Source organism: Corynebacterium sp. HMSC064E07 (genome assembly GCF_001815745.1).
Taxonomy (GTDB): Bacteria; Actinomycetota; Actinomycetes; order Mycobacteriales; family Mycobacteriaceae; genus Corynebacterium; species Corynebacterium jeikeium_D.
The window spans coordinates 18,062-44,202 of the sequence record NZ_KV821817.1; the positions used below are offsets into that span (position 1 = coordinate 18,062).

A 26,141-nucleotide genomic window follows, 5' to 3' on the forward strand; every position below is an offset into this window, starting at 1 on the left:
GAGACTTTGCTTTGAACAGCAAATCCAGATCCGGTGCGAATACATTCAAGAGGAACTGGCCGCAGTGGCTGTTGGCACTGTTTGTTGGCTTCCTCATCCTTACGTACGCACTCGTCTTTTTCACCGGCGGCGGATCAGCCAAGCCAAAGTTGGGCATCGACTTGCAGGGTGGTACCCGAGTAACCTTGGTGCCGCAGGGCGAAAAGCCGACGCGCGATCAGCTGGACCAGGCTCGCAAGATTCTGGAGAACCGCGTAAACGGCATGGGCGTCAGCGGCGCTCAAGTTGTCACCGACGGTGACACGCTGGTCATTACCGTGCCGGGTGAAGACTCACAGGAGGCGCGTACGCTCGGCCAGACTTCGCAGCTCTTCTTCCGTCCGGTAGAACAGCCCACCCAGGGCCCTGATGAAGCTGCCTTTGGCGAGGTAGTTAAGAAGACTGCTGAAGATTGGGTGTCAGTCGGTGTCCTGTCGAAGGAGGACGCCGCCAAGCGTGTTGATGACCTCTACAAGGACATGAACGAAACGCAGAAGCGTGCAATTGATGCCTTCAAGGAACAGAACCCAGATCAGCCGGTTCCCGAGGAGCTGTCCAAGTCGCTGGGCGAGGCCCCGAAGTTGGACGCAACAGCTCCGGCAAAGCCGGCGAACTCAATTGAAGCGGCCGAGCTGCGTACGAAGGTTCGTGACGTGCTGTTGGCGACTCGCCAGTCCGAAGACCCAACGACACAGTTTGCAGCCGCTGCGCTGATGACCTGCGATAACCGCGATGCAGTTGATCCGCTACAGGGTGCCGATGACCCGGCCAAGCCGCTGGTGACCTGTGCGCCCGAAGGCGGTAAAGCCATCTTCCTGGGCAAGGCTCCGCTGTTGATTGGGCAGGAGGACGAGGCCAAGGGCCAGCGTCTGTCCGGCGACGCTATTGATACCAATGCGCCGATTAACGGTGGTTACGATCAGCAGTCTGGTCAGATTCAGGTCTCCTTTAGCTTCAAGTCCGGGAAGAATGACACCGGCGCTCGCACATGGACCAAGTTGACCAATGACTACCTGCAGCGGCAGGTCGCTATCGTGTTGGACTCGAAGGTCATTTCCGCCCCGGTGATTCAGGAGGCAACCCCAGTTGGTTCTGCCACCCGCATCACGGGCGACTTCTCAATCGACGAGGCACAGGGGCTGGCCAATAACCTGCGTTATGGTGCACTGCCGCTGTCGTTCGCAGGTGAGGACGGCGAGCCGGGCGGCACCACCACGACTATCCCGGCCATGCTTGGTTCGGCTTCCTTGGAAGCCGGTCTGCTTGCCGGCATTATCGGTATCGCCCTGATTGTCGTCTACGCGATTGCTCTCTACCGCGGCCTGGGCGTGATTTCGCTGGTTTCGCTGGCAGCAGCTGGAGCGATGGTCTACGGCGTCCTTGTCCTTCTTGGTCGTTGGATTGGCTACTCGCTCGATCTCGCTGGCATCGCCGGTATCATCATCTCCATCGGTGTAACGGCTGACTCCTTCATCGTCTTCTTCGAACGCATTAAGGACGAAATCCGCGCGGGTAGAACTTTCCGCTCCGCGGTTCCGCACGCTTGGCGACGAGCACGGCGCACCATCCTTTCGGGTAACTTTGTGTCCATCATTGCGGCTGTGGTTCTTTACATCCTGGCCGTTGGCGATGTCCGCGGTTTCGCATTCACACTTGGTCTCTCCACAGCATTCGACATTGTGACGGCTTTCCTCGTGACTGCGCCGTTGGTCATCCTGGCTACTCGTAAGTGGCCAGCTTTGTCCAAGCCGTCGATGAACGGCTTCGGCTCGGTCATGGAGATTGCACAGAGGAATAAGACTGTAGCTGCCGGTAAGAAGGCCGGAGCCTCCGATGCCTCCGCCAGTACGGCTGCCGACACCGGTGCAGCTCACTCCAGCGCGAATGAGGGGAAGTAGGAATCCATGAATACTACTCAGACGAATCCGGCGCTAATCACTGAGCCAGAAAGCGTGAAAGACGACTCCTTCTTCCGCCGCCTCTACACCGGCGAGGGTGGAATCAACATCGTCGGCAAGCGGAAGCGCTGGTACCAGATTGCCGTCGCCATCATCGTTGTTGCTTTCGCAGCGATGCTGATTCGCGGGTTCAGCTTCGGTATCGACTTCGAGGGCGGTACCAAGATGACTATGCCGCCGGCCTCAGTGACAACTGAGCAGGCCGAGGAGGTTTTCACCGAGGCGACCGGCGTGAAGCCGGAGCTGGTGCAAATTATCGGTTCTGGTGAGGGCCGAATCCTGGAGATCACCTCTGAGAAGCTGACTCAGGACGAGATTAATAGTGCTCGTATCGCGTTGAATGATGCATTCAAGCCCGTCGATGTACAGGGGCAGCAGACCCCGGATGCCATTGGTGACTCGACCGTGTCGGAGTCGTGGGGCTCTTCGATTACCAACCGAATGCTGCTGGCTGCAGTGGTGTTCCTGGGTCTGGTGTTCATCTACATCACCATTCACTTCGAGCGCGACATGGCCATTGCCGCAATTCTCGCCCTGGTTGTGGATGCAATCGTGATTATGGGCATCTACGCGCTCATTGGTCTTGACGTCACCCCGGCAACCATTATCGGCTTGCTGACAGTGCTGTCGTTCTCCCTGTACGACACCGTCGTGGTTTTCGACAAGGTCGACGAGAACACGGCAGGCTATCGTTCATCGACCCGTAGAAGTTACGCCGAGTTGGTGAACCTGGCGGTCAACCAAACCATCATGCGTTCTATCAACACCACGGTGTCGACGCTCCTGCCAATCCTGGCACTGATGGTCATCGCCGTGGGCATGCTAGGGGTCGGAACGCTGAAGGACCTTGCACTCGTTCAGCTCATCGGCATTATTCAAGGTACGTTCTCTTCGATCTTCCTGGCTTCGTCGCTGTTGGTGTCTCTTAAGTCGCGGCAGCGTGAATACCGCAAGCATGAAGAGGCGGTACTGTCTGCCCGCGCAAAGGCATCTGAGGGAGCCGGTTCGGGCACCGATTCCGCCACCACTGATGTTGCGGAGGACTCGGGCTCGAAGGAGCCGTCGGCAAGCGAGATGGAGCAGTCGACGCCGAAACGAACGGTGACGACTCCGAAGCTTGAGGGCGATGAAGACAAGCCGCTGTCCTGGCGTCCGGGGCAGTAGGAGGTAGCGCCTCCCAGTGGTTCGGGTGAAACTACTTTAAAAGCGCATTGTGCGGGTATCGTTGACAGGTACCCGCACTTTTTCTTTTCGCCGAAAAGGAGCTTAAACCTGTGTCGTATGCACACGCGCGTGAGGCATTAGCCGATCAGATTCGGTTCGTGCCCGATTTTCCAGTTGAGGGCGTACTCTTCGAGGACCTGACGCCGGCGCTTGCCGACGCCACGACGTTCGCCCTGATTGTGGACGAGATTTCCGCCAAGGTGGAAGAGTTCGGGGCTGATGTTATAGGCAGCCTAGATGCGCGTGGATTCCTGCTGGGTTCTGCGGTGGCGTACAAGCTTGGACTGGGAGTGCTCGCTATTCGTAAGAAGGGTAAGCTACCACCGCCTGTGCTGACCGAGACCTATGAACTGGAATATGGTACGGCCGCGCTTGAGATTCCGGCTAGTGGGTTTGAGCTGAAGGGCAAGAAGGCCGTACTTGTCGACGATGTGTTGGCAACTGGTGGCACCCTGTGTGCAGCTCGCGCCCTGCTGGAGACCGCTGGTGTCGAGGTAACCGGGCTGTGCACCGTGCTGGAGGTTGAAGGCCTGGGAGCTCGGGAGAAGCTTGCTGATCTGCCTTTGTACGTGGTTAATAAGGGGTGAATGAGTCATGGCTGAAGGGCCCGCACGCCGTTATGGTGCCCGCCTAGCGCGAAGCCTTACCGGCAACAGAACGAAAATCCGCCCGGTGCTAGATCCCCTTGTCGCGGTGCATCGACAGGTGCATCCGCGCGCAGATTTGGCTGTGCTTCAGCGTGCCTACGATACCGCCGAGCGCCTTCACGACGGCGTGTACCGGAAATCCGGCGAGCCATACATCACTCACCCGCTTGCAGTCGCCACTATTGCCGCCGAGATCGGCATGGATACCACCACGCTGGTGGCAGCGCTGCTACATGACACGGTCGAAGATACCGATTACACGCTGGAGGACCTGGAGCGGGACTTCGGCCCAGAAGTCGCACGACTGGTCGACGGTGTGACCAAATTGGATAAGGTCGCGTTGGGCTCCGCCGCCGAGGCAGAGACCGTGCGAAAGATGATTATCGCCATGAGCCAGGACCCGCGCGTGCTGGTTATCAAGGTGGCTGACCGGCTGCATAACATGCGCACAATGCGCTTCCTGCCGCCGGAAAAGCAGGCTAAGAAGGCCCGTGAGACCCTCGAGGTGATTGCACCGCTGGCGCATCGTTTGGGAATGGCCAGCGTGAAGTGGGAGTTGGAAGATCTCTCCTTCGCCATTTTGTACCCGAAGAAGTACGACGAGATTGTGCGTTTGGTCGCAGATCGAGCGCCGCAGCGGGACCGGTACATCCAGGAAGTCTCCGAGATGATTCAGAAGGATCTGAAGGAGTCTCACATTGCTGCTGAGGTACAGGGCAGGCCGAAGCACTACTGGTCGATTTATCAGAAGATGATTGTCCGCGGCCATGAGTTCGACGAGATTTTTGACCTGGTCGGACTTCGAGTTCTGGTGGACACGACCAAGGATTGCTATGCCGCGATGGGTGCCGTCCACTCGCTGTTCAAACCTATGCCGGGGCGATTCAAGGACTATATTTCCGCGCCGCGTTTCGGGGTTTACCAGTCGTTGCACACAACGGTCATCGGTCCAGGTGGCTCCCCGCTAGAAGTGCAGATTCGCACCCATGAGATGCACTACAACGCTGAGTACGGCATTGCCGCACACTGGCGCTACAAGGAAACCAAGGGCTCTCACAAGGGAGATTCCGCCGAAGTCGATCAGATGGCGTGGATGCGTCAGCTGCTGGATTGGCAGCGGGAGGCCGCAGATCCTAACGAGTTCCTGGACTCCCTGCGCTATGACCTCTCAGTCACTGAAATTTTTGCGTTCACACCTAAGGGCGATGTCATCACATTGCCTGCGGACTCCACGCCGGTCGACTTTGCCTACGCGGTCCATACTGAAGTAGGTCACCGATGTATTGGTGCCAAAGTCAACGGCAAGCTAGTGGCGTTGGAATCACCGCTAAAAACTGGCGACCGCGTCGAGATTTTCACGTCCAAGGATGCCGATTCCGGTCCGTCTAAGGACTGGGAGAAGTTTGTTAAAACTCCACGTGCGCGGGCAAAGATCCGTCAGTGGTTTGCCAAGGAGCGCCGCGAAGAGGCACTCGATGCCGGCCGTGACGCGCTGGCTGCAGAGGTACAGCGCGGCGGTCTGCCGATGCACCGCCTGTTCACTCCGGCGTCCATCAAGCAGATTGCCTCCGAGCTGCACTATGCGGATGTCGATGCGCTCTATACCGCTATCGGTAAGGGGCAGGTCTCAGCGCAGCATGTGACTCACCGGCTGATGGCGCAGTTCTCGAGTGCGGACGATGCCGAAGAGCAGTTGGTCTCCCGCACGCCAATTTCAAAGATGAACGTGCACAACACTCCGCGCCGCGCTGACAGTACGGGTGTGTTGGTAGAAGGCAGCGCGGATATGGCCGCTAAGCTTGCCAAATGCTGTACGCCTGTGCCGGGCGATGCCATCTTTGGCTTCGTCACCCGCGGCGGTGGGGTCAGTGTGCACCGTACGGACTGCACTAATGCGGAGAAACTGCACCAGGAGCCCGAGCGCATTATCGAGGTTTCCTGGGCAACAGATTCCTCCGGTGCGGTCTTCATGGTTACGGTGCAAATCGAAGCGCTTGACCGTCATGGACTGCTCTCGGAGATCACTCGCGTTTTCTCCGATCAGAAGGTCTCAATCCTGTCGACGTCCTCTCATACCTCCGATGACCGCGTTGCCGTAATGCGTTTTAGCTTCGAGGTTTCGGACACTAAGCAGATGGGCTATATCTTCAACATTCTGCGCGGTGTCGAGGGAGTCTTCGATGTCTACCGCATTACTTCTGGTCAGTAGGCGGTTTAGTAGCCATCGATATGTGAAAAAGGATGAGACCGCGTAGGTATTAAAAACAGGGTCAAGGTGATTCACCTTGACCCTGTTTTTGATTAATTTCTCAATCAGTTAGTTGAGTCAACTACTTGACTTCCGCCTTCTCAATACGGACTTCCTTAGCTGGCTTACCGTCAGAGGTACCGCCGCCCTCGATACCGTTCTTCGCAATGTCCGCAACCGTCTTGGTGCCCTCGTCAGTCATGGAGCCAAGCACGGTGTACTGCGGAGGCAGCTGAGAATCTGCCCAGTTGAGGAAGAACTGGCTGCCGTTGGCATCTGGGTCGCTCGGGTTTGCCATGGCGATAGAGCCCTTCGGGTACACCAACGGGGTATTCTGATCCAGACCAGAATCCTTGACCGGCCATTCGCCAGCGAACTTGAAGCCCGGGCCGCCGGTACCGGTACCAGTCGGGTCGCCACACTGCAGAACGTTCAGGCCACCACCGGTAATACGGTGGCACACAGTGTCATTGAAGTAGTTGGACTTGGCCATGTGCTCAATTGCATTGACGCCGCAAGGTGAAATAGCGCGGTCCAGCTCCATCGGAATGTCGCCCTGGTTAGTCTTCAGGGTGATGGTTACAGTGCCAGTGGCGGGAACGTTGTCGGTAGCTGGCTTATCTATGTCCTTCGATGCCTCGCCATCATCCGGGTAGTCACAGGTCACGGTTTCCGGAAGTGGGGAAGAGCGCTTCATTGGAACCTTTTCACCGCTGACGGGAGTAGCTGTCAGAGCTGCAGGTTCGACTGGAGTCGTGGATTCATCAGCGGCCTCATTGTCGTCAGCGCCGCCAGCCGTGGTCAGCAAGTAGATGCCGCCACCGATAAAGAGCAGGATAGCCAAGGTGGTTACGACAACGCCCAGTGGCTTCAGCTTCTCGGCACGTGCACGGCGCTTAAGTTCGCGCTCGAGCGTCCGCATCGCATCTTTGCGCCTTTGCTCATTATTGGCCACTAGTCTTTCTCCGTATCTGTTAGTCATCTATTGCTGGTGACGGAACACCAGCGGACGATTTTGCCCATTGATAGTGACCGCATTTGAAGTAACAGCTCAGTCGGTCACCGTCGCGTACACAATCGACCATTATGCCCGGGATTGCTTCCCATTTGCGAGATGACAGGCCAACGAGCAAGGGGAAAGGTGCTCTCTTCCCGTTGTTGGAAGGCGCAAATAGCCTGCCGGGGGCTGTACACAATCGTTACAATGGAGCGCCATGGAGATATTTGGTTTTGCAGCCGGCCCTTTTCAGACCAACTGCTACGTGGCAACAGGCGCTCCGGAAATGGACGGCCTGTCCACCCCATGCGTCATTGTTGACCCGGGCATGGGGGCGTTCGAGGTAGTACGCGGCGAGGTTGAGAAGCGAGATTGGAAGCCGGAAGCAATTCTGCTGACCCATGGTCATATCGACCATGTCCGCGATGTCGCGGAGGCCGCCGACTTCTGGGATATTCCCGTCTTCATTCACGAAAGCGACAATGTGTTGCTGGCCAATCCGAAGCTCGGCGGTTCTTCTTTCGGACACCTCTTTGACATCGATTCCATGCAGGCTTATACGAAAGCCGATTTCTTCGAGGATGGCGACGAAGTAAAGTGGGCAGGGTTGAATTTCGAAGTCATTCACGCACCGGGTCACTCTCCGGGCTGTGTAATGCTGCGTGCTTCCGATGGGGAAGATGAGATTATCTTCAGCGGGGACGTCCTCTTTAAGGGGGCTATCGGTCGCGTAGATTTGCCGGGCAGTAGTCCGGAGCACATGCAGCAGTCGTTGAAGGATAAGGTCCTCCCGCTGGCGGATGACCTCATGATTCTTCCGGGCCATGGCTCCGCATCGTCGATAGGCGAGGAGCGCGCGACCAACCCGTTCCTGCAAAACCTCACCTAGCCTGGCTGACACCTCGTGAGAGTTGGCAGGTAGAGTTAGCGGGGTGAACTCTAGCCAGAAGCCAAAGAAGTTGAAGCCATTCTCCGCGCCCAAGGGCGTGCCGGATTACGTCCCGCCGGTCTCCCGCGAATTCGAGGCGGTGCGAAACTCATTCCAGCACCGCGCACGACTTGCGGGCTATGAGCACATTGAGCTGCCAATTTTCGAGGACACCGGGCTTTTTGCACGTGGCGTAGGTGAATCGACGGACGTCGTCACCAAGGAGATGTACACGTTCGCCGACCGCGGCGGCCGCTCCGTCACCCTGCGCCCGGAGGGTACCGCGGGCGTGATGCGCGCGGTCATTGAGCACAATTTGGATCGCGGTCAGTTGCCGGTCAAGCTTTCCTACGCGGGGCCATTCTTCCGCTATGAACGCCCGCAGGCAGGCCGTTACCGTCAGTTGCAGCAGGTGGGCGTAGAGGCAATCGGCGTCGATGATCCTGCGCTGGACGCTGAAGTCATCGCGCTTGCCGACGCATGCTTCCGCGGTATCGGACTCGAAGGCTTCCGCCTTGAACTGACAAGCCTTGGCGACAACACCTGCCGCCCTGAATATCGCGCTAAGCTGCAGGAGTTCTTGTTTGACCTGCCTCTGGATGAGGAAACGCGCCACCGTGCAAACATCAACCCGCTGCGCGTCCTCGACGATAAGCGACCGGAAATGCAGGAAATGCTTGCCGACGCGCCGCTGATGCTGGACCACCTTTCTGACAGCGCTCGCGGTCACTTTGAAGCTGTGACTGGACTGTTGGATGACATGAAGGTGCCCTATGTCATCAATCCTCGAATGGTGCGCGGACTGGACTACTACACCAAGACGTGCTTCGAGTTTGTTCACGACGGCCTTGGTGCTCAGTCGGGTATCGGCGGCGGTGGTCGCTACGACGGGCTGATGGCGCAGCTAGGCGGCCAAGAGCTGTCTGGAATTGGCTTTGGTTTGGGTGTGGATCGCGCGCTGCTCGCACTGGAAGCAGAGGGCAAGCATGCCAGCGATGGTCGACGCGTCGATGTGTATGGTGTTGCGCTCGGTGAAGAAGCCGCTCACGCTATGGCGGTGCAGATCAATAAGCTGCGCCAAGCGGGTATCCGCGCAGATATGTCCTACGGCGGCCGCGGTCTGAAGGGCGCGATGAAGGGTGCCGATCGCGCTGGAGCCCGATTTGCGTTGGTCCTCGGCGAGTCTGAATTGGCCGCGGGCGAGGTTCAGCTGAAGAACCTTGAGTCCCACGAGCAGCACGCAGTCGCCCTAGATGCACTGGTTCAGGAGTTGCAGTCGCGCATCTAGGAAACGCGCATTTGTTAAGTGCGGAGTCTAGCTGTAGACGCCGCGCTCGAGAGTGTCGCACTGAGACATCTTTCCTGACTTGTAGCCGGTGAGGAATGCCTTCGTACGCTGCTCGGCCGAGCCGTGGGTCCAGGAGTCCGGTTGAACACCACCGCCGGAATGCTGCTGGATGGTGTCATCGCCAATGGCCTTCGTAGTTTTGAGGGCATCGGCAACTTGCTCGTCGGAAAGCGGTTCGAGGATTGCGTCCGGCCCCTTGTCCGCGTAATGAGCCCAGATACCCGCGTAGCAGTCGGCCTGCAGCTCGATCTTTACAGCGTCGGAATCGGGGCCCGGTTCGTTGTAGTTACTGCGGCCGAGTGTGCCCTCCAACCTTTGGATATGGTGGGCGAATTCGTGGGCCACGACGTATTCCTGTGCGAGCGGTCCGTTGCCTCCGCCCATGCGCTCCAGGGTGCTAAAGAACTCCGTGTCGAAGTAGGCCGTTTGATCGGCGGGGCAGTAGAACGGGCCGGTGGACGAGGACGCTGCGCCGCAGCCCGACTGAGTGGAGCCTTCAAAGAGGACTAAGCCTGGGTTCGTGTACTCGATGCCGGCCTGTGCGGAGAGTTGTTCTTCCCAGACTCGGTCGACCGAAATACCGGTGAATTCCATCCGGCAATCGATGCGGCTGTTGGCATCTTCGCCGGTCTTGCATGGATCCTCGCCAGGGGACTGCTGTGCAGTCTGCGAGGACTGGTTGTTCTGGGCACCTGTCAGCTGTCCCAATTGTCCCGGGTCGCCGCCGAGAAGTAAGTACAGGCCGATGAGGACAAGGCCGCCGATACCGCCACCGCCTACGGCGATAGCGCGGCCACCACCCGAGCGTCGCTCGGCACGAGCCGAGCTCTTTTGGAAGTCATTCCGGAAGGTCATAGGAGTAAGACTATTGCATAAGGTGCGGAAAACGGGCCATTGAATAGCGCTGCGTCATAGTATCCGCATGTAAATCAACGTCAGGATCTACGGAGAACTTTGTCTAAGTGAGTACATGAAGCCCGAGGTAGGCCCAAGGCGATGACCGGTAATAAGCAAAATAGCCGGGGTCTTCTTCTCACCTTTCTGGCTTCAAGGTAGACTACACGGACGAAACCGCTATCCACAGCGTTAATCCCTATAGCACCAATTTTGGAAGGACCAATTCGCAGTGCTTCGTACGCATCTTGCCGGAGACCTCCGCGCTGACCTCGCCGGCAGCACAGTAACCCTGACCGGTTGGGTAGGACGCCGCCGTGACCATGGTGGCGTGATCTTCATCGACATGCGTGACCGCTCCGGTTACGCCCAGGTTGTGTTCCGCAACAGCGAAGTTGCTGAGCGTGCACACCACCTGCGCAGCGAATACTGCATTCAGGTCACCGGTGTCGTTGAGAAGCGCCCGGAGGGCTCCGAAAACCCGAACCTGGCATCGGGTGAAATTGAGGTCAATGTTACGGAGCTGACCATCCTCAACGAGTCGGCGGCATTGCCGTTCCAGCTCGAGGATGTTGGAACTTCTGGCACTGTCGGCGAGGAAGCCCGCCTGAAGTACCGCTACCTAGACCTACGCCGTGAAGGCCCGGCCAAGATTATGCGTCTCCGTGCGGCTGTCAACCGCGCAGCCCGTAAGGTGCTGGACAGCCACGACTTCACCGAAATCGAGACCCCGACGTTGACTCGCTCTACGCCGGAAGGTGCTCGTGACTTCGTGGTGCCGGCTCGTTTGAAGCCGGGCACTTTCTACGCACTGCCGCAGTCCCCTCAGTTGTTCAAGCAGCTGCTTATGGTCGCTGGCATGGAGCGCTACTACCAGATCGCCCGCTGCTACCGAGATGAGGACTTCCGCGCTGACCGCCAGCCGGAGTTCACTCAGCTCGACGTTGAGATGAGCTTCGCCGAGCAGGACGATGTCATTGCGCTGGCAGAAGAGATTCTGGTTGCTATCTTCGCCGAGGCCGGTGTCACTGTTCAGACCCCGATTCCACGCATGACCTTCAAGGAGGCCATGGAGAAGTACGGTTCTGACAAGCCGGACCTGCGCTTCGACATTCCGCTGGTGGAGTGCACCGAGTTCTTCAAGGACACCACTTTCCGTGTCTTCCAGAACGATTACGTCGGTGCAGTTGTTATGGACGGTGGCGCATCGCAGCCTCGTCGTCAGCTCGACGCTTGGCAGGATTGGGCCCGCCAGCGCGGCGCAAAGGGCTTGGCCTACATCCTTGTTGGGGAGGACGGCACTCTGGGCGGCCCGGTTGCCAAGAACATTACTGACGCAGAGCGTGAAGGCATCGCGGCGCACGTAGGCGCGAAGCCGGGTGACTGCATCTTCTTCGCTGCAGGTGACGCTAAGAGCTCCCGTGCACTGCTGGGTGCTGCTCGTGGAGAGATTGCCAAGAAGCTCGGCCTTATCAAGGAAGGCGACTGGGCATTCACCTGGGTCGTCGACGCACCGTTGTTCGAGCCGGCTGCCGACGCTACCGCTTCCGGTGACGTTGCCCTGGGCCACTCGCAGTGGACTGCTGTGCACCACGCCTTCACCTCGCCGAAGCCAGAGCACATGGATACCTTCGACAAGGATCCTGGCAACGCACTGGCTTACGCCTACGACATCGTCTGCAACGGTAACGAAATTGGTGGCGGCTCCATTCGTATTCACCGCCCAGATGTCCAGAAGCGCGTCTTCGATGTTATGGGCATCGGCGAGGAAGAGGCACAGGAGCAGTTCGGCTTCCTGCTGGATGCCTTCCAGTACGGCGCTCCGCCGCACGGTGGTATCGCATTCGGTTGGGACCGTATCGTTTCCCTGCTGGCCGGCGTTGACTCGATTCGCGAAGTTATCGCCTTCCCGAAGTCCGGTGGCGGCGTTGATCCGTTGACTGACGCCCCGACTCCGATTACCGCTCAGCAGCGCAAGGAGACCGGTATCGACTTCAAGCCGAAGCCAAAGCAGAAGGCAGACGGCGTTAAGGCAGCAGCCGACGCAGGCGACAGCAAGTAAACAAAGAAATCACATTGCGAGGAATGTGATCTGTCACTCCAGCGTGAACAGCGCGAGTGGCGCCAATTCCTCCTAACCAAGGCGTTACTGGCCACAACGCAACATCCGTATCGCCTGACTGAAACTGGCTCATTGAAAGGGCATTCAATGGAGTACTCGGACGACGCTGCAGCAGAAGTTGACAGCGTAGTTAAAGATGCAGAGACACTGCTTTCCGCACGATTCGGCGGCACTCCAGTGTTGTCGGATCCAGAAGTACTTACAGGTCAGTCAAACGCTCTTGTTGTCCGCGTACGGGTCGCCACAAATCCCTTTATGCAGGAACGCACGGTCGTCGTAAAGCAAATTCCTACGACGACTGAAGGCGTCGATCCCGCCGTTTTACGGGAAGTCGTGGCGTACCAGTTCATCAATACACTGCCTGACGACGTCCGCCCGGGGCCTCAGCTTCTTGCTTACGATGTTTCAAAGCAGCTATTGGTTCTCAGCGACGTCGGTGTCGTGGACACTCTTGCGGACGTACTCTTTCGTGGCGATGAAGAGCGACGATTGCGCGCATTCCGCAGCCTCGGCGCTTCGCTGGGTCGGATGCATATTCACACGCATACTCGTGAAGAGGGATTTGAGACCCTGCGTCGTCGTATGTGGGTGAAGAACAAGGTCGATCGCGAGGCTCTCGAGGCGCGTGACCACGGCATTGTGTCGGGGATTCGCTTTGGTATGCGAGCTGTCGAGGGGTCCGGCATTCCTGTTCCCGACGCTGTGCGCTCTTTCGGTGAGGATGCTGCTCGTCGAATTGAGAAGGGCACGCATAGGGCGTTTACTCCGTTTGACCTCGCCCCGGACAACATTCTGCTGGCGGATAAGGTCCAGTTCCTCGACTATGAGTGGGCTGGTTACCGCGATGTCATCTTCGACGTGGCCAGCGTCGTCGCAGGCTTCCCGCTGCACGTTTTCGTGGAGCGTCCATCGGAGGCAGAGGTCGACGTGTTTGTCCGTGCCTGGATGGAAGAGATTCGTGACCATTGGTATCGCGGCACGAGCGACCGCCGTTTGATGGCGTTCATCGCTGCAGCGTTGCTCGGTTGGTTTTTCATCTCCGCAACGGTTTCCTTCTTCGGTTCTCCAAAACAAGCGCTGTGGGTGGGGCATGAAGGACGCACGGACCTGAAGCCGGAAGTTGGCGGCTCAGCACTGGAGCGGCGCGACATGGCTAACACGGCTCGCGCGATTGCACAGTTCGCCCATAAGTGTGAGGACGATCGTGCCGACGAGCTGGAACAGTTCGCGCATGCAGTCATCGATTTCTTAGAGCAAGAGGAAGGCTAGGGCACACGTGGCGGATCCGAATAAGCTGCCGTCAGGCGGTGCAAACGGCTCCGCCGATGACGCTCCAGGGCTTTTCGACGAGCCTTCGGTCGCCGGACCTACAGCGGCCAAGAGCCAAGGTCGGAGTGCGGGGCCAGCAAGCACTGGCCTGAACTCCGATGCGAGCGCCTATTTTCACCCAGGTGCACACGCGCCGTTGGCGGTTCGGATGCGACCGCGAAACCTCGATGAAGTCGTTGGTCAAGACCACCTGTTAGCCCCCGGAGCACCGTTGCGCCGTCTGGTCGAAGGTGGCGGCGACACCTCCGTTATTTTGTTTGGCCCTCCCGGAACTGGCAAGACCACTCTCGCCAGTTTGATTTCCGCGGCGACTGGACGACACTTTGAAGCGCTTTCCGCGCTTAATGCCGGGGTAAAGGAAGTGCGTGCGGTTATCGACACTGCTCGTCGCACGCTCGTTAACCAGGGCATTCAAACGGTGCTCTTCATCGACGAGGTGCACCGTTTTTCCAAGACCCAGCAGGATGCCCTGTTGGGTGCCGTGGAAAACCGGATTGTCCTTCTCGTCGCGGCAACGACGGAAAACCCATCCTTCTCAGTGGTGTCCCCGCTGCTCAGTCGGTCACTGCTGTTGCAGTTGCAGTCACTGGACGACGAAGCCGTCGGCACGCTCATTGATCGAGCACTTACCGATGAGCGCGGCCTGAATGGTCGCGTCAGTATGACAGACGATGCACGTAAACAGCTCATTGCGCTGGCAGCTGGTGATGCTCGTCGTTCCCTCACGTACCTCGAGGCAGCCGCAGAAGCCGTCGCCGATGGTGAGCAGATTACCGCTGAGTCGCTTGCCAATTCGATCAACAGAGCCGTGGTTCGCTATGACCGCGACGGCGACCAGCATTACGACGTCACCAGCGCGTTTATTAAGTCCGTCCGCGGATCTGATGTCGATGCTGCCCTGCATTACCTGGCGCGGATGATTGAGGGTGGGGAAGACCCTCGGTTTATTGCCCGACGAATCGTAATTCTGGCCAGCGAAGACATCGGTATGGCCGACCCGACAGCTCTGCAAACCGCCGTCGCCGCGGCGCAGGCAGTTGCCTTGATAGGGATGCCGGAAGCCCGGCTGACGCTGGCGCAGGCCACGATTCACTTGGCAACAGCACCGAAGTCGAATTCGGTCATAAGCGCAATCGACGGGGCATTGAAGGATGTTCGTTCCGGGAAGACCGGACCGGTGCCACCACATTTGCGCGACGGACATTACAGCGGGGCTAAGGACCTTGGTCACGCGGTGGACTATATCTACCCGCACAATGACCCCATGGGTGTCGTCGCCCAACAGTATCCACCAGATCAGTTGGTGGGCACTGATTATTTCGTCCCATCCAATCACGGTCGTGAAAACGGCATGGCTGAATACCTCGGACGCATTCGCCGAATTATCCGGGGGAGCCGCCGGAAATCGAAGTAGGCGAGATCGGTCGGAATCTACGGGGTGCCGGTGGGGTGGTTTTAAAGTTGCTCGAACCGAGCGGGTAGACTGCTAGTTTTGTATTAAACATCTCGGACGCTCGACGTGAAACGAGGAAGTAGAACACCGTGCAGACTCATGAAATTCGAAATCGCTTCATCCAGCATTTCGTAAAGGCGGGACACACCGAGGTCCCCAGTGCCTCCCTGGTTTTGGATGACCCGAACCTGCTGTTCGTTAATGCCGGCATGGTGCCGTTCAAGCCCTACTTCCTCGGCAATGAGACTCCGGACTTCTCCACCGCGACCTCAATTCAGAAGTGCGTGCGCACACTGGACATTGAAGAGGTGGGTATCACCACCCGCCACAACACCTTCTTCCAGATGGCGGGTAACTTCTCCTTCGGAAATTACTTCAAGGAAGGTGCCATCACTCATGCATGGAGCCTTCTGACTGGTGCTGTTGAGGACGGCGGCTTTGGCATCCCGGCTGAGAAGCTGTGGGTGACGGTTTTCCTCGATGACGATGAGGCTCATGACATCTGGCACGAGAAGGTTGGTGTGCCGGAAGAGCGCATTCAGCGCCGAGGCATGGCGGACAACTACTGGTCCATGGGTGTGCCTGGCCCGTGTGGCCCGTGTTCAGAGATTTTCTACGACCGCGGCCCGGAGTACGGCGCTGACGGTGGCCCAGAGGCGGACGAGGATCGCTACATCGAGATTTGGAACCTCGTCTTCATGGAAAACGAGCGTGGCGAAGGAACAGGCAAGGACTCTTTCGAGATTCTTGGCCCGCTGCCGAAGAAGAACATCGATACCGGTATGGGCATCGAGCGCGTTGCTTTTCTGCTGCAGGGTGTCGACAACGTCTATGAAACCGATCTGCTGCGTCCGGTTATCGACGAAGCTGAGCGGCTCACCGGTTCGAAGTACAGCTCCAACCACCAGGACAACATCCGTTTCCGCGTCATCGCTGACCACAGCCGCACCGGCTTGATGCTGATGCTCGACGGTGTCACCCCCTCGAACTCCGATCGTGGCTATATCCTGCGTCGCCTGCTGCGCCGCATCATCCGCTCTGCGCGTCTGCTCGGCGCTAACGGTCCAGTGCTGGAGAAGCTGATTGGTATTGCGGCCGAGACCATGACCCCGTCGTACCCAGAGATCGCGGAGAACTGGAACCGTATTCGCCGCGTCGCCGTCGCCGAGGAAAAGACCTTCACCAAGACTCTGTCCGCCGGTGAGGAGCTGTTCGAACGTGCTGCCACCAAGGCCAAGGCAGAGGGTAAAACCGTTCTATCCGGTCACGACGCCTTCACCCTGCATGACACCCACGGCTTCCCAATCGACCTGACCATCGAGATGGCCGAAGAGGCCGGCCTGACCATCGACCGCGAGGAATTCGATCGCGAGATGGCTGAGCAGCGTGCGCGCGCAAAGGCCGACAGCCAGGCAAAGAAGCAGTCTCACACCGACCTGCATGTCTACCGCGAGTTCATCGATGAACACCCGACGTCCTTCACTGGTTACGATCGGCTTGCCGACGAATCCACGATTCTTGGCATCATTGCCGATGGCCAGAAGCAGTCGTTTGCCGCAGAGGGCGATGAGATTGAGGTTATCCTCGATCGCACTCCGCTCTACGCCGAGGCCGGCGGTCAGCTGGCTGACCGTGGTCGTATCGTGACTGATTCCGGCGCTGTGGTCCACATCAACGATGTTCAAAAGGTGGGCAAGAAACTGTGGCTGCACAAGGGCATTGTCACCGCTGGTGAATTCACTCCGGGTGTCTCTGCTGAAGCTTTGGTCGACGAGCAGTGGCGTCACGGTGCTCGTCAGGCGCACACTGCAACTCACTTGATTCACGGTGCTCTGCGTCAGGTACTGGGGGATACTGCAACTCAGGCTGGTTCCATGAATAAGCCGGGCTACCTCCGTTTCGACTTCAAGTACGGTGAGCAGCTCACACCGGAACAGCTCCGTGAGATTGAGCAGATCACCAATGAGGCTGTCGACAACGACTGGGCTGTCAATACTGCCGAGATGCCTTTGGAAGAGGCCAAGGCAGCTGGTGCCATGGCATTGTTCAACGAGAACTACGGCGACATCGTCCGCGTTGTCGAGGTCGGTGGCCCGTTCTCAATTGAGCTGTGTGGCGGTACCCACGTTTCGCATTCTTCGCAGATTGGTCCGGTAGCTGTGCTGGGCGAGTCCTCGGTCGGATCGGGCGTGCGCCGTATTGAGGCTTACTCGGGTATGGATTCCTTCCGCTACCTGTCCACCGAGCGTCTCCTGGCTGAACGACTGGCCACTGAATTCAAGGCTCCTTCTGCTGAGCTGCCAGACCGCATTGCAGCACTGGCTGAAAAGCTCAAGGCTGCAGAGAAGCAGCTCGCTGATTTCAAGGCCGGACAGCTGCTGGCCAATGCCGCGTCTCACCTGGAGTCCGCTCGCACCATCGGCGATGTCACCTACCTCGGCCTTAAGCTTCCCGACGGTACGGAGATGAAGGACATCCGTTCGCTGGCTAATGACTTGGCGAAGCGCCTTGCGGATCGCCCAAGCGTCATTGCGTTGATTTCCAACGCTGGCGGCAAGGTTCCGTTTGTGGCCTCGGTTTCGGATGAAGCCGTCAATCGCGGTATTAAGGCCGGCGATTTGGTGAAGCTGATGGGCGCTGAGGTCGGCGGCAAGGGCGGCGGTAAACCGGCAATGGCACAGGGCTCCGGCTCTGATGCTTCCGGAATCGACGCAGCATTGGCCGCGGTTGAGGCCGAACTGTCCAAGTAGCCAATTAACGGCTGTGCTATCGGAAGAGCAGTAAACAATGGCTAAGCCCCGTATTGATACCCCCGGTCAGGATGATCCTGGTCGGGGTCGACGGCTCGGAATCGACGTCGGCGATGTCCGCGTTGGCGTCGCGGTCTCTGACCCCGACTGTATCCTGGCGACCCCGGTTGAAACAGTCACTCGAGCAACGGGGCGAAAAGATCCTGACGGGCCGGATATTGACCGGCTCGTGGAACTTGCCACTGAACTTGAGGTCGTCGAGATTGTTGTCGGCATGCCCCTTATGCTCGACGGCTCGTTCGGGACTTCTGCGCGGAAAGCTACTGACGTTGGATTCCGGCTGCAGCGCCGACTCGGTGATCGAGTCGTAGTGCATTACGCCGACGAGCGGATGACGACGGTAATGGCCCAATCACGACTGCACGCAGCAGGTATTGATGTTAAGTCCGGTCGGAAGATTATTGACCAGGCTGCGGCAGTAGAAATTCTGCAGTCCTGGTTGGACAGACGGGCAAAAGCTTTGGACGAAAATACCGAGTAGGGGCACACAAAAGTTACCGAAAGGTGACAATTCACCCACCTTTGCGCAATTATTAAGTGTGTAATACCTAAGCACGTTTGTCGCGTGCATAGGATTTGAAAAGTTGAAGTGGCGATTCACACCTACAATGCAACCTAGTGCTACGACTTCGTCGTAAAGCTATGTCGCACCAGTCGTTATTAGTCGCGTGTCGTACCTGAATGGGAAGACTCCTTGCTGATACCGATGGGAGAGTGAGCTGCATTCGAGGAGATTATTGATGAGTAAAGACGCGCAGACTGCGCGCCGCACTGATAGCGGCGGTGCCGACCGGGACCGCGCTGGTGCTCGCAGCGGTGGGGCAAAGCCTCGAGTTCGTCACCGCCAAACGGCAGTGGCAATCAATGTAACTTCTGTCCTGTTATGCGTGTTGGTCCTCGGAGTGATTGGCCTCGTCTGGAATCGTGGCGGCATTGTTGACGATTACGATGGCAAAGCTGAGGGTCCATTGACGATTGTTGAGGTCAGTGAAGGCACGTCACTTACTGATTTGTCCAACCAATTGGTGGAAAGCGGCGTCGTCAAGTCTTCCCGTGCGTTCATCCAGGCCGCGAATGAGAACTCCCATTCAAGTGAATTGCAGCCGGGTTTCTACCGACTCCATCAGCGGATGAAGGCCGACGAGACCGTCGAGGCTCTTCTGAATGTCGAAAATCAGGTCGGTACCGTTGACATTCCGACTGGCGTCCGTTTCGCCGATACCCGCATTGTGTCCTCATCGGATGTACGTAAGGGAATTTTCTCGCTTATTTCTGAGGCCACTTGTGTTGAGGACAATGACTGCGTGTCCAAGGCCGACCTCGAACGTGCTGCTGGGGAGGCCGATTTGGCCGCGCTCGGTGTTCCAGAATGGGCACGGGACGCGGTAGCTGCGCGCGGCAACGACCCCCGTCGTCTTGAGGGACTCATTACGCCGGGTATTCATCACCTTGACCCGCAGCAGACGCCCGAACAGATGCTGGCAAAATTGGTCAAGGAATCGGTGAAGAATTATGAGGACACGGGTCTCATGGCTTCAGCGGACATGGTTGGTCTTACTCCATACGAGCTGATTACCGCAGCTTCTTTGATCCAGATGGAGGCGCCAGATGGCGACTTCGATAAGGTCGCTCGCGTTATTCTCAACCGTCTCGACGAACCGATGCAGCTGCAGTTCGACTCGACAGTCAACTACGACCTGCCAGATCAGGAAATCGCAACCACGGATGAGGACCGCGCGCGAAAGACCGCGTGGAACACCTACGCCAAGGAGGGGCTGCCGGAAACCCCCATTGCTTCGCCCTCCATCGAGGCGATTCGTGCCATGGAAAATCCGGCTGACGGCACCTGGCTGTACTTTGTCACGGTGGACAAGGAAGGAAATACTGTCTTTAGCACGACCTTCGAAGAGCACGAGGCCGCTATCGACGAGTCACGCAACAATGGCGTGCTGGATTCCAACCGCTAAGAGGTAGAACTCCTATGCCTATAACTCATCGCGCAGCCGTGCTGGGAGATCCGATTGATCACTCGTACTCGCCGGCTATTCACAACGCCGGTTACCGCGCTGCGGGAATGAATGACTGGCACTATGACCGCATTCGCTGCAACGCCGAAGAACTTGCCGACGTCGTTGGTGGAGCAGACCCCTGTTTCCAGGGATTTTCCGTCACGATGCCTGGCAAGTTTGCCGCGCTGGACTTCGCGGATGAAGTCAGTGAGCGCGCACGGCTCATAGGTTCAGCGAACACTCTGGTCCGTCGCGATTCGGACTGGTTTGCCGACAACACCGATGGCGACGGCGTACTGGGAGCACTGCGCGAGATAGACTGCACGAACGCACCACGTGGCCGCGCCGTTGTTGTTGGTGCCGGTGGCACGGCACGACCGGCACTTTGGGCGCTGTCGCAGCTGGGTGTCAATCATGTGACCGTAGTAGCGCGCTCCGAGCGCGCATATGACATTGAACCATTAGCTGCCGCGCTGGGGATGGAATTTGTTTGGGTGACTTTTGATGTTCCAAACCTGGCAGATATTGCTGGTAATGCCGACGTGCTGGTCTCTACGGTGCCGTCAGCCGCAATTGAGTCGGTTGCTGGCTACCTCGCTCGAGCACCGAAGATTCTCGACGTCATTTACAATCCCTGGCCAACCCCACTTGTGAAAGCAGCGGAACGCGGAGGGACACAGGCGGTCGGTGGATTGTCCATGTTGCTACATCAAGCGGTGGGACAGTTTGAGCAGTTTACTGGACGCACTCCCGATGTCGAGGCGATGCGTGCAGCGCTGCCGAACTAGCTCACAACCGTTACAATCCCAAAGTTATGGGGTGGGGAATAACTGAGATAGGGCTGTCTCCGATTGGACAGCACAGGATTGCCCCGGTCTACCTTGACCGGGTTTTCTATTTCCTAGTCGTGATGCTTGTACTCGGCTGGGGCGGTATTGGCTGCTGGTTGGATGTGACTCGGCGAAGACTACCGAACTGGTGGTTAGTGCTAGGGGCAGTGGGTCTGATAGCAACCACTGGAATGGTGCTCCAGCAAAAGAGCACCTTGGCTGACAATCTCGCCAGTGCAGTCGCAGCCATAGGAACAGGAATAGGCCTCTGGTTTGGCCTCTATGTAGCAGTCTTCATCTTCAACCCACGCTCTATGGGGGCTGGAGATGTGAAGCTCGCAGCAATTCTCGGGGGCGGTGTCGGTCTGGTATCGGGCGAGCCAGTGGCGACAGCAATTTGGATTGCAGTGGCAATTCTGTTGGCTGCCGGACTCACTCTCCTCATGGCAGGAGTCACCGCGGGAAAGCGGGGCTGGGGTGACCGTCGTAAAGCAAAAACAGCGCCTGTACCGGCGAGCGTGCCTCATGGGCCTGCGATGCTTGCAGCAACCGCCATTGTGTGGGGGATAAGCGGAGGGTACCTACAAGTCCCCTGAAGCGGTAGACCAGGGGCGATGAAATGGGGCATATTTGAAACTTGTATGCCCCCAAATGCACAAGAAGTACGGCAAACGTGACATTATGATACCTATGCTTCGTTGGACTACCGCGGGTGAATCTCACGGCAAAGCGCTTATCGCTCTCGTAGAAGGCGCGCCAGCCGGACTTCCCCTGACTACAGATGACGTATCACGCCACCTCGCACGCCGCCGCCTCGGCTATGGTCGCGGGGCGCGAATGAAGTTTGAGGCTGATGAGGTCACCCTGCTGACTGGCATTCGACATGGTGAGACGCTGGGATCGCCGATTGGCATTATGGTCGGCAACTCCGAATGGCCCAAGTGGACTGAGGTCATGAGCCCGGATCCAGTTGACCCAGTTGTTTTGGATACAGCTCGTGGCGCCACCTTAACCCGCCCGCGCCCGGGGCATGCCGATTTCAACGGCATGCTGAAGTACAACCACACCGATGCTCGAAACATCCTGGAGCGTTCATCGGCTCGCGAGACTGCAGCACGTGTGGCGGCATCGGTTGTGGCACGCTTAATTCTGCGTGAGACTCTCGGTGTGGAAGTTGTCAGCCACGTTATTTCCATCGGTCGTTCGGAGCCCTACGAGGGGCCACTGCCGACCTTCGCTGATCAGGACAAGATTGACGAGTCGCCAGTGCGTGCATTCTCCGCAGCTGCGGAGGAGTCGATGATTGACGAAATCAAGGCCGCCAAGAAGCAGGGCGACACCCTCGGTGGCATCGTCGAGGTCGTTGTCCACGGTCTGCCGGTGGGTCTGGGATCGCACATTTCCGGTGATGCCCGTCTGGATTCGCAGCTTGCGGCTGCCTTGATGGGAATTCAGTCCGTCAAGGGCGTGGAGATCGGCGACGGTTTTGAGGAAGCCCGTCGCCGTGGCACCGAGGCTCACGATGAAATGGTGCGTACCGACGACGGCGTGGATCGGGAAACTAACCGCGCCGGTGGCCTGGAGGGTGGCATGACTAATGCTCAACCTCTCGTTGTGCGTGCTGCGATGAAACCAATTTCGACCGTTCCGCGTGCGCTGAAGACCGTCGATATGGCCAGCGGCGATGCAGCTACCGCAATCCACCAGCGCTCTGATGTCTGCGCGGTCCCGGCCGGCGGTGTTGTCGCAGAGGCAATGGTCGCGCTGGTACTGGCGCGTGCAGTGATGGAAAAGTTCGGCGGCGATAGCCTGGAGGAAACCAAGCGTAACGTTGAGGGCTACTTGGAGCAGACTCGACGTCGCCTTGATTGGAAATAGCGCCACAGTCGCGCACACGAAGAAGGGTAAAACGAGGGGAATGTCCGTTCCTACTATTGTCCTTGTCGGACCGCCCGGATCGGGAAAGTCCACCATCGGTCGTCGACTGTCTCGTGCATTGAGCACAAGACTCACCGATACCGATGAGATGATTGAACAGCGCATGGGCAAGACTTGTGGGGAAGTCTTTTCCGAGCTGGGAGAGCCGGAATTCCGCCGTATCGAGGAACAAATCGTGGCGGAGGCTCTGACCCACGACGGAATCGTCTCACTTGGCGGTGGTGCCGTGATTTCGCAGGCGACCCGTGACCTGCTGGCAGACCATAACGTCGTCTACCTCGAGATCAGCATTGCAGAGGGGGTCCGTCGTACAGCGGGTAACAATTCGCGCCCGGTGCTCCAGGCGGATGACCCTGAGGCTCATTACCGCGCGCTCTATGAGGCTCGCCGAGCTTTTTACGAAGATGCAGCCACTTTCAAGGTGCGTTCCGACGAACGTTCCCCGCAGCGCGTTGTGGCCGAGATCCTCAGCTACCTCGATGAAACCTGCGACGAGGCTTAACTGGCGACTCTTAAAAGGCGGCAGCTAATCACTGCCGTATAACCAGCAACTCCATACATTTCTTACGCTAACGACTAGGGACTGACAATGAACTCAACCCGCACAATCCGTGTTGAAGGCCCATCCCCGTACACGGTAGCCATGGGGCATGGACTCACCGAGCAGATTGCGGAGGCCGCTACGTTTGCCTCCCAGGTTGCGGTGATTCACCAGGAGAGCGTTCAAGAGCTGAGCTTCGGCGTCATCAAGGCTCTGGCGGACAAAGGAGTCGACGCCTTTAGCATCCAGGTTCCGGATGCGGAGGAGGGCAAGACGCTCGCAGTTGCTGAAACAGTTTGGGACACTTTTGGTGAACGCGGTCTGGGCCGGCGTGACGCGGTAATCGCGATTGGCGGCGGTGCAGCTACAGACTTCGGTGGATTCGTCGCCGCCGCGTGGATGCGTGGAGTGAAGGTTATCCAGGTCCCGACGACGCTGCTCGGCATGGTCGACGCAGCTGTCGGCGGTAAGACCGGTATCAACACTGCAGCCGGCAAGAACCTGGTCGGCGCTTTCCACGAGCCTGCCGCGGTGTTCTGTGACCTTGATGTCCTGCGCACCTTGCCGAAGGCCGAGCTGATCGCGGGCTCGGCAGAGATTATCAAGGCCGGATTTATCGCGGACACGAAGATTCTCGATCTTTACGAGGCAAACCCGCAGGCCTGCCTCGATGTTGACGGTGACCTGCCAGAACTGGTCGAGCGCGCGATTGCTGTCAAGGCACGCGTTGTCGCTGAGGATCTGAAGGAATCTGGCCTCCGTGAGATCCTGAACTATGGCCACACTTTCGGTCATGCCGTTGAGCACTTTGAAAACTACCGCTGGCGCCATGGCCATGCCGTAGCTGTAGGCATGGTTTATGTTGCCGAGCTGGCCAAGATCACCGGACATATTGATCAGGAACTCGTAGACCGCCACCGTCGCATCCTAGAGTCCATTGGTCTGCCAACGACCTACCAGACAGGTCGTTTTACCGAGCTCTACGATGCGATGACCAGGGATAAGAAGAACCGCGACGGTGCGATCCGATTCGTTATTCTAGAAAACCCCGGTGAAACAGCCCGTCTTGAAGGCCCGGGAATGGATGACCTCGAGCGTGCATACGAACTGCTCTGCAACAATGGGCACGCCGCATCGGAGGAGTCAGCCCGCTCATGACCTCTCTTCGCGCAGCAACTGATGCCACAGCGGCGATTCCGACCGTGCTTGTTCTGAACGGCCCGAACCTCGATCGTCTGGGCAAGCGTCAGCCAGAAATTTACGGTGCCACTACTTTGGCCGATGTCGAATCTGAACTTCGCACCCTAGCCAAGGAGCTTGGCGTCGTGGTGGATTGCCGCCAATCCAACTATGAAGGTCAACTCATCGAGTGGGTTCACGAAGCTGCCGACTACGGTTGGCCAGTCATTATCAATCCAGGGGGGTTGACACACACCTCCGTCGCCCTACGTGACGCGCTTGCCGAAATTGCCGACGGCGCGGGCTTCCACGAGGTCCATATTTCAAACATTCACGCCCGGGAGGAGTTTCGGCACCACTCGTACCTGTCGGCGCTTGCCGCGGGCGTTATCGTCGGATGCGGAACTGATGGGTATTCCATGGCACTGAGAAGGGTGAGTACGAAACTATGACAGATATCTCCACGAACTACGCCGCCCGCCGAGCCGCTCTTATCGACGCATTGTCCGACAACGACTGCGACGGTTTCCTCACAGTCGATTCGACGCATGTTGGTTGGCTTACAGGTTTCCACGGCTCGAATGCTGGTTTGATTGTTGCGGCCAGTGGGGAAGCGCTGCTTTCCACCGACGGCCGCTATACGGTTCAGGCTGGCAAACAGGCACCGGACGTGGAGTTACTCACCGCCCGCAACACCGGCGTGGCACTCGTCGGTCAATGCCGAAAGCTGGATATCTCGCGTCTTGGTGTTGAATCTGAGTTCCTCACTATGGCCGCTTATCAAGAGCTAGAGGATGCCCGGCCACAGGCACTCGAGCTGGTATCGACTACGGGCGTCGTCTCTAAACTGCGGGAGGTCAAGTCCGATACAGAACTCGTCGCTCTGCGCCACGTCGCCGACATCGCGGTCCGCGCATTCGAGGACTTGCTTCACGACGGCATCGTGGTCGCCGGCCGCACGGAGCGCGAAGTCGCCGCAGAGTTGGAGTACCGCATGCGCATGCATGGCGCCGATCGGCCAAGCTTCGACACGATTGTCGCGAGCGGCCCGAATTCCGCCAAGCCACACCACGGAGCGGAAGATCGCGTAATCGAGGCAGGTGACCTGGTCACTATTGACTTTGGCGCCTTTGCCGGGGGCTACAACTCAGATATGACACGTACCCTCTTTGCCGGTGAGGCGGGAACGTCGTCAAGCGAAAACGGTCCGAACAATACGTCGTCAGATTTGGACGGCGCGATTGTTGCCGGGGTGGAGTTCGCAGACGAGAAGGCCCGAGAGATTTACAATGTCGTGCTGGAAGCCCAGCTGGCTGGCGTAAAAGCGGCCGTGCCAGGGGCTGATGTTGTGGCTGTAGACGCAGCATGCCGGGACATTATTGAAAAGGCTGGTTATGGGGAGCACTTCGTTCATTCCACCGGCCACGGAATCGGTATTGAGGTGCATGAGGCTCCATTTGCTGCTCGCACCGGCAAGGGGAAGTTGGCAGCTGGCATGACGTTGACCATCGAGCCTGGTATTTATGTGCCGGGGTTCGGCGGTGTGCGCATCGAAGATACGTTGATTATCACCGACACCGAGCCGGAAATTATTACGCAGCTGCCGAAACCGCGGGCCTAACATCACGGCGTTTTATTTTTCTCTCG

21 protein-coding genes are annotated in these 26,141 nt (G+C 58.1%); 19 read left to right on the top strand and 2 right to left on the bottom strand.

Annotated features, from left to right (window positions below; genetic code table 11):
- The first annotated feature begins 11 nt into the window (after positions 1 to 11).
- From secD to HMPREF3053_RS06695, 4 genes are all read left to right on the top strand, one after another.
- A complete protein-coding gene (gene secD / locus HMPREF3053_RS06680) occupies positions 12 to 1,937 on the top strand; it encodes a protein translocase subunit SecD (RefSeq protein WP_049190792.1) in 1,926 nt (641 codons plus the stop codon).
- A 6-nt stretch (positions 1,938 to 1,943) separates the two neighbouring features.
- Entirely contained in the window at positions 1,944 to 3,161 is a 1,218-nt protein-coding gene (gene secF, locus HMPREF3053_RS06685) for a protein translocase subunit SecF (RefSeq protein WP_070567154.1), read from the top strand.
- A 110-nt stretch (positions 3,162 to 3,271) separates the two neighbouring features.
- Positions 3,272 to 3,808, top strand: a complete 537-nt coding sequence (locus tag HMPREF3053_RS06690; protein WP_016422687.1) for an adenine phosphoribosyltransferase — start codon at positions 3,272 to 3,274, stop codon at positions 3,806 to 3,808.
- 7 nt (positions 3,809 to 3,815) lie between these two features.
- Positions 3,816 to 6,077, top strand: a complete 2,262-nt coding sequence (locus tag HMPREF3053_RS06695; RefSeq protein WP_016422688.1) for a RelA/SpoT family protein — start codon at positions 3,816 to 3,818, stop codon at positions 6,075 to 6,077.
- Positions 6,078 to 6,198: 121 nt separating this feature from the next.
- Here the strand turns inward: HMPREF3053_RS06695 and HMPREF3053_RS06700 are convergent, their stop codons facing one another.
- A complete protein-coding gene (locus tag HMPREF3053_RS06700) occupies positions 6,199 to 7,038 on the bottom strand; it encodes a peptidylprolyl isomerase (protein ID WP_016422689.1) in 840 nt (279 codons plus the stop codon).
- 292 nt (positions 7,039 to 7,330) lie between these two features.
- On the opposite strand from HMPREF3053_RS06700, the gene HMPREF3053_RS06705 reads away from it, so the two are divergent.
- The gene (locus HMPREF3053_RS06705) at positions 7,331 to 8,002 is read left to right on the top strand and encodes an MBL fold metallo-hydrolase (protein WP_070547071.1); all 672 of its coding nucleotides are present in this window, start codon (positions 7,331 to 7,333) and stop codon (positions 8,000 to 8,002) included.
- A 43-nt stretch (positions 8,003 to 8,045) separates the two neighbouring features.
- Positions 8,046 to 9,329: a histidine--tRNA ligase gene (gene hisS, locus HMPREF3053_RS06710; protein WP_070549606.1), complete on the top strand. Its 1,284-nt coding sequence runs from the start codon at positions 8,046 to 8,048 to the stop codon at positions 9,327 to 9,329.
- 27 nt (positions 9,330 to 9,356) lie between these two features.
- Here the strand turns inward: hisS and HMPREF3053_RS06715 are convergent, their stop codons facing one another.
- On the bottom strand, positions 9,357 to 10,244 hold the full coding sequence (locus tag HMPREF3053_RS06715) for a KPN_02809 family neutral zinc metallopeptidase (protein ID WP_070767466.1): 888 nt from the start codon (positions 10,242 to 10,244) through the stop codon (positions 9,357 to 9,359).
- 271 nt (positions 10,245 to 10,515) lie between these two features.
- On the opposite strand from HMPREF3053_RS06715, the gene aspS reads away from it, so the two are divergent.
- From aspS to HMPREF3053_RS06780, 13 genes are all read left to right on the top strand, one after another.
- A complete protein-coding gene (gene aspS, locus HMPREF3053_RS06720; RefSeq protein WP_016422693.1) occupies positions 10,516 to 12,345 on the top strand; it encodes an aspartate--tRNA ligase in 1,830 nt (609 codons plus the stop codon).
- 147 nt (positions 12,346 to 12,492) lie between these two features.
- Positions 12,493 to 13,674, top strand: coding sequence for a phosphotransferase family protein (locus tag HMPREF3053_RS06725; protein ID WP_016422694.1), 1,182 nt, complete (start codon positions 12,493 to 12,495; stop codon positions 13,672 to 13,674).
- 148 nt (positions 13,675 to 13,822) lie between these two features.
- A complete protein-coding gene (locus tag HMPREF3053_RS06730; protein WP_224433708.1) occupies positions 13,823 to 15,148 on the top strand; it encodes a replication-associated recombination protein A in 1,326 nt (441 codons plus the stop codon).
- Positions 15,149 to 15,276: 128 nt separating this feature from the next.
- On the top strand, positions 15,277 to 17,937 hold the full coding sequence (gene alaS / locus HMPREF3053_RS06735) for an alanine--tRNA ligase (RefSeq protein WP_016422696.1): 2,661 nt from the start codon (positions 15,277 to 15,279) through the stop codon (positions 17,935 to 17,937).
- A gap of 37 nt (positions 17,938 to 17,974) precedes the next feature.
- On the top strand, positions 17,975 to 18,478 hold the full coding sequence (ruvX, locus tag HMPREF3053_RS06740; protein ID WP_049193736.1) for a Holliday junction resolvase RuvX: 504 nt from the start codon (positions 17,975 to 17,977) through the stop codon (positions 18,476 to 18,478).
- A gap of 259 nt (positions 18,479 to 18,737) precedes the next feature.
- Entirely contained in the window at positions 18,738 to 19,964 is a 1,227-nt protein-coding gene (mltG, locus tag HMPREF3053_RS06745) for an endolytic transglycosylase MltG (protein ID WP_070767467.1), read from the top strand.
- A 14-nt stretch (positions 19,965 to 19,978) separates the two neighbouring features.
- Complete coding sequence (locus HMPREF3053_RS06750) at positions 19,979 to 20,794, top strand: shikimate dehydrogenase (RefSeq protein WP_049190773.1); 816 nt, start codon at positions 19,979 to 19,981, stop codon at positions 20,792 to 20,794.
- 122 nt (positions 20,795 to 20,916) lie between these two features.
- Positions 20,917 to 21,432 carry a prepilin peptidase gene (locus HMPREF3053_RS11280; protein WP_224783722.1) on the top strand — a complete coding sequence of 172 codons (516 nt, stop codon included), beginning with the start codon at positions 20,917 to 20,919 and terminating at the stop codon, positions 21,430 to 21,432.
- Between the two features lie 94 nt (positions 21,433 to 21,526).
- Positions 21,527 to 22,714 (top strand): chorismate synthase, encoded by a 1,188-nt coding sequence (gene aroC / locus HMPREF3053_RS06760; RefSeq protein WP_187269731.1) that lies wholly within the window; start codon positions 21,527 to 21,529, stop codon positions 22,712 to 22,714.
- 40 nt (positions 22,715 to 22,754) lie between these two features.
- On the top strand, positions 22,755 to 23,276 hold the full coding sequence (locus HMPREF3053_RS06765) for a shikimate kinase (protein WP_048731844.1): 522 nt from the start codon (positions 22,755 to 22,757) through the stop codon (positions 23,274 to 23,276).
- Between the two features lie 87 nt (positions 23,277 to 23,363).
- The gene (gene aroB, locus HMPREF3053_RS06770) at positions 23,364 to 24,473 is read left to right on the top strand and encodes a 3-dehydroquinate synthase (RefSeq protein ID WP_069358704.1); all 1,110 of its coding nucleotides are present in this window, start codon (positions 23,364 to 23,366) and stop codon (positions 24,471 to 24,473) included.
- Complete coding sequence (aroQ, locus tag HMPREF3053_RS06775) at positions 24,470 to 24,946, top strand: type II 3-dehydroquinate dehydratase (RefSeq protein WP_070604544.1); 477 nt, start codon at positions 24,470 to 24,472, stop codon at positions 24,944 to 24,946. The genes aroB and aroQ overlap by 4 nt, the downstream gene beginning before the upstream one ends.
- On the top strand, positions 24,943 to 26,115 hold the full coding sequence (locus HMPREF3053_RS06780; RefSeq protein WP_070767468.1) for a M24 family metallopeptidase: 1,173 nt from the start codon (positions 24,943 to 24,945) through the stop codon (positions 26,113 to 26,115). The genes aroQ and HMPREF3053_RS06780 overlap by 4 nt, the downstream gene beginning before the upstream one ends.
- The last annotated feature ends 26 nt before the right edge of the window (positions 26,116 to 26,141 follow it).

Coding starts and splice junctions, on each gene's coding strand:
- secF (WP_070567154.1), top strand. CDS start 1,944: ATGAATACTACTCAGACGAATCCGGCGCTAATCACTGAGCCAGAAAGC.
- HMPREF3053_RS06695 (WP_016422688.1), top strand. CDS start 3,816: ATGGCTGAAGGGCCCGCACGCCGTTATGGTGCCCGCCTAGCGCGAAGC.
- HMPREF3053_RS06700 (WP_016422689.1), bottom strand. CDS start 7,038: ATGCGGACGCTCGAGCGCGAACTTAAGCGCCGTGCACGTGCCGAGAAG.
- HMPREF3053_RS06705 (WP_070547071.1), top strand. CDS start 7,331: ATGGAGATATTTGGTTTTGCAGCCGGCCCTTTTCAGACCAACTGCTAC.
- HMPREF3053_RS06715 (WP_070767466.1), bottom strand. CDS start 10,244: ATGACCTTCCGGAATGACTTCCAAAAGAGCTCGGCTCGTGCCGAGCGA.
- HMPREF3053_RS06725 (WP_016422694.1), top strand. CDS start 12,493: ATGGAGTACTCGGACGACGCTGCAGCAGAAGTTGACAGCGTAGTTAAA.
- ruvX (WP_049193736.1), top strand. CDS start 17,975: ATGGCTAAGCCCCGTATTGATACCCCCGGTCAGGATGATCCTGGTCGG.
- mltG (WP_070767467.1), top strand. CDS start 18,738: ATGAGTAAAGACGCGCAGACTGCGCGCCGCACTGATAGCGGCGGTGCC.
- HMPREF3053_RS06750 (WP_049190773.1), top strand. CDS start 19,979: ATGCCTATAACTCATCGCGCAGCCGTGCTGGGAGATCCGATTGATCAC.
- HMPREF3053_RS11280 (WP_224783722.1), top strand. CDS start 20,917: ATGCTTGTACTCGGCTGGGGCGGTATTGGCTGCTGGTTGGATGTGACT.
- aroC (WP_187269731.1), top strand. CDS start 21,527: ATGCTTCGTTGGACTACCGCGGGTGAATCTCACGGCAAAGCGCTTATC.
- HMPREF3053_RS06765 (WP_048731844.1), top strand. CDS start 22,755: ATGTCCGTTCCTACTATTGTCCTTGTCGGACCGCCCGGATCGGGAAAG.
- aroB (WP_069358704.1), top strand. CDS start 23,364: ATGAACTCAACCCGCACAATCCGTGTTGAAGGCCCATCCCCGTACACG.
- aroQ (WP_070604544.1), top strand. CDS start 24,470: ATGACCTCTCTTCGCGCAGCAACTGATGCCACAGCGGCGATTCCGACC.
- HMPREF3053_RS06780 (WP_070767468.1), top strand. CDS start 24,943: ATGACAGATATCTCCACGAACTACGCCGCCCGCCGAGCCGCTCTTATC.